At 41.6% G+C, this 3,591-nt stretch carries 3 protein-coding genes and 1 pseudogene; 3 read left to right on the top strand and 1 reads right to left on the bottom strand.

Annotation, left to right across the window (positions count from 1 at the left end; genetic code table 11):
• The 3 genes and pseudogenes from QUA80_RS33110 to QUA80_RS33100 form a co-directional block, all read left to right on the top strand.
• The coding region (locus QUA80_RS33110; RefSeq protein WP_333429132.1) for an IS630 family transposase at nucleotides 1-827 on the top strand (827 nt) is incomplete at its 5' end.
• 71 nt (nucleotides 828-898) lie between these two features.
• Nucleotides 899-1,426 carry a hypothetical protein gene (locus QUA80_RS33105; protein WP_333429131.1) on the top strand — a complete coding sequence of 176 codons (528 nt, stop codon included), beginning with the start codon at nucleotides 899-901 and terminating at the stop codon, nucleotides 1,424-1,426.
• 111 nt (nucleotides 1,427-1,537) lie between these two features.
• Nucleotides 1,538-2,290: pseudogene (locus QUA80_RS33100) on the top strand (transposase); the annotation flags it as partial.
• 9 nt (nucleotides 2,291-2,299) lie between these two features.
• Here the strand turns inward: QUA80_RS33100 and QUA80_RS33095 are convergent.
• A protein-coding gene (locus tag QUA80_RS33095) for an IS630 family transposase (RefSeq protein ID WP_333429130.1) occupies nucleotides 2,300-3,255 on the bottom strand; the annotation gives its coding sequence in 2 pieces (ribosomal slippage) (nucleotides 2,300-2,922 and nucleotides 2,922-3,255; 957 coding nt in all).
• Nucleotides 3,256-3,591 lie beyond the last annotated feature (336 nt).

The raw sequence follows: 3,591 nt of genomic DNA, 5'->3' as shown, positions 1-3,591 counted from the left end.
AAACTTATGTTTTGCCGAGCTTGAATTGCCCATCAAGTGCGATCGCAATTTTTCCTAACTTATTCAGTAAGCCCTACATAGAAGACAAATATGATGTTCGTTTCAAATCAAATCAAAGTTATTATCAATTATTTGATGAAGCCGAGATTAGCTGGAAGAAAACTCAAAAAAAGAATCCCAAAAAAAACGATAAATTGGTAGAAACAAAAAAGATAGAAATAGAAAAAATCTTAGAAGAAAACAGAGAAGAGATAGAAGCTGGAAGACTTGTGGTATATATGATCGATGAATGTCATCTACTTTGGGGAGATGTCTGTGGATATGTTTGGGGAAAGACTAAGATAAGAGTAGAAGTACCCATGACAAATCAAAAAGAAAGACAAACATATTTTGGCGCTCTCAATTATCAAACAAAACAATTTTTTGTGCAAGAATATGGAGCCGGAAATTCAGAAAATACAGTTTTGTTTGTAAAATACCTTCAAAGTCTAAATACAGCAGCTAGAATTTTAATATTTTGGGATGGGGCAAGTTATCATAAATACGCAGAAATGCGAGATTATCTTGGCCTGGTTAATCAGGATTTAGAAAAATCTGAATGGTTGATAAGATGTGAATTATTTGCACCTAATTCACCTGAGCAAAACCCTGTAGAAGATATTTGGCTTCAAGGCAAAAGATTTCTGAGAGAACATTGGTATCTCTGTAGAAATTTCCCACTTATTAAAAAACTATTTATGCTTGTAACTCATTGTCAAATATTTAATTTTCCCAAGTTAGATATGTATGGCTTGTTTGATAAAAAGTCTAAATTAATACCAACTTAATCAGGATGGGTGAAGCCCAATGTTTTTACAATTGATTTAGGATTGCTATAGCTGATAATGCGGTCGATACCGTGTCTCGGTTAGTCCGCTTGGTAAACAGTTACTGGCAACCGGCCCAGCTAGAAACCAACTTAAACCTTGCCTCGTTTGCCAGTTCGCTTTTCTCCGCAGTCTCGGTATCCGAAGCCCAACAAAATTACGCATTCGAGCAAAGAAACGGGTATGCTTCGGAAATGAGCGCTGCTATCGCCTGGAAAGAAGAAAACGAAGGCGACACTTCGAGAATCCGCGAAGTTGCCTTTAAGTATCGAGCTTTAAGAGATGCGGCCATCGAACGAGTCACTCAACCCGACGGCACTCCCTACACCGTTAAATCTTGGGCAGCAGCTTGCTGGCGGGCAAGCCATACGGTCAAAGAAGATTCCAGAAGTTCCGGCTCCTTGGCATTCAACCTGTTCCCAGACGAAATAATGGCCGAACTTAAAGAAAACCCCGACCCGCCCAGTTTCTTCGAGGTCTACAACGTGCACAAACAGCAGCCAAACCACTGGTCGAAGGCTAAGTGGAAAGGGCGGACGGTTCAAATTAGGGCTTGCTGAATAAAAGCCAAAAGATTTACGAGATCTGGGTTATGTGCTCGTGCGATCGAGAGTCATCGCCGTGAAAAACAGGTAAAATAGGTCAAAACCCGTGCATAACCACCTGCGATCGTGTACAGAAAAGTTGAGCTTGCCCCAAAACCCCCATCCGAGTTTGAACTGCCCTTCGGAGGAAGCTTGTCACCAGATAACCGTTGGGTAAAAATGGCCGAACTTATCCCGTGGTCAGAATTTGAAGCAGAATATGCTAAAAACTTCCCCACAGAAGTGGGTGCACCCGCCAAATCCTTTCGGATCGCGTTGGGGGCATTAATCATCAAAGAAAAACTGGGAATTAGCGATAGGGAAACAGTCGAACAAATCCGGGAAAACCCCTATTTGCAATACTTTATCGGTCAATTAGCTTATAGTAATGAACTCGCAGTTGACCCATCTCTATTAGTTCACTTTCGGCAACGAATTAGTCCCAACCTAATTAATAAAGTGAACGAACGAATGGTCGAAAAAATGCGCTCCACCACCCCAGTTAAGACCGAAAAAAAAAAGGATTCGGACGCCAAAAATGAGTCACCCAATCGCGGAAAGTTGATCGTAGATGCGACCTGCGCCCCGGTCGACATTAGTTATCCGACCGACTTAGGACTATTAAACGGAGCCAGAGTTCACACCGAAAAAATTATAGATATCCTGTATAAACCGCTCAAAGACCAAATCCCGAAAAAACCCAGAACCTACCGTAATCTCGCCCGAAAAGATTACTTATTAATAGCCAAACAAAGAAGACAATCCCGCAACAAAAAAAGACAGGCCATTAAAAAACAACTCCAATATATCAAAAGAAACTTGGCTCATATTGAACAGGTATAGCCTTTCTCAGGTAGATGAGGTACAATAACAGCAGTGAGTAAACCAATTCCAGAAGTCTTGCTCCTCAACTTGCTCAAAGGCTCTCGTTATTGCTTCGGACAAAGCTTTATAAGTTCTCGCACCCAAAGTACGGAGAATGCTTTTAACCTTAGACCAGAAATTTTCAATTGGGGAGAAGTCTGGAGAGTAGGGAGGTAGAAATATTAACCTTGCCCCGGCTTTTTTAATGGCTTTTTCTATTTCTTCCCCTTTGTGAATGCCATAGTTGTCCATTAATACACAAGCACCTTTCCAGAGGACAGGAACGAGTTTTCTGATAATAAAAGCCTCGAAGGTAATGCCATCTATTGAGCCTACTAAATTCACCGATGCCAGAACTTTTTTGACAGATATTGCTCCCAATATCGATACATTTTTGCCACGTCTATTAGGTTTGGCTCCCCTAGCTCTTGAACCTTTTAAGGATCGGGCATACAACCTAACCATAGCCAGATTTACCCCGGACTCATCAATAAAGATTAAGTCCTGTACGTTCAGGTTGTTCACTTGTTTCCAGAACTCATATCGGAGGTTTTGAACTCTTTCACTGCCTTTGGCTGACGGAAAGAGCGTTTTTTTTTGAAAGTCATTTTCAACCGTTGGGTCATTCTTCCCATCGTGGCTCGGCTGACAGTAACACCGATTTCTGCATGGAGTAATTCGCAGAGTTCTTCGAGAGTAGCATCATTATTTGTCTCAATCAATTGGGCTAAAATTACCAGTTGTTCTGGGGTAAGTTTAAGTGGTCCCGAACATCGATGAGTTTGAGGAGAAATATCTTGGGTTTGACGATATTGTTTGAGTAATTTTTGCACAAAGCTCAGAGCAACGCAAAACCGCTTGGCTAGTTGTCTTTGGGAAATCGGTTCAGTTTCGTAAACATTAATTATTTTTTGCCGCAAGTCAACCGAGTAAAATTTCATTTTTGATTGATGTTTGATATTTTTTGTCATATGCCCAATCGACTCCACGAGCGTCCGATGGGCTGCAAAGCGCCCGAGCGACTCCACGAGCGGATCGGCTGCAAAGCGCCCGAGCAACTGCTGGTCAACTCTGGGAAAGCGTCTGCGCTGGGCGCATACTCATCAATTGAATTATAGCGAACTGATTTTTGTTATTTTATATTTTCCAGCCAATTCCGGTTGGTCGCATTGTACCTCATCTACCTGAGAAAGGCTATAACGCTCTTCCATCACTCTTATGATAGAATAATAGAGAAAAGTGTCACAAACCGTTAACTGGCTTATGTTTGCGGAAAG

This window comes from Microcoleus sp. F4-D5, assembly GCF_036704885.1.
Classification (GTDB): Bacteria; Cyanobacteriota; Cyanobacteriia; order Cyanobacteriales; family Microcoleaceae; genus Microcoleus.
The sequence above is the reverse complement of the archived record's forward strand: the minus strand, read 5'-3'. Positions and strand labels throughout refer to the sequence as shown.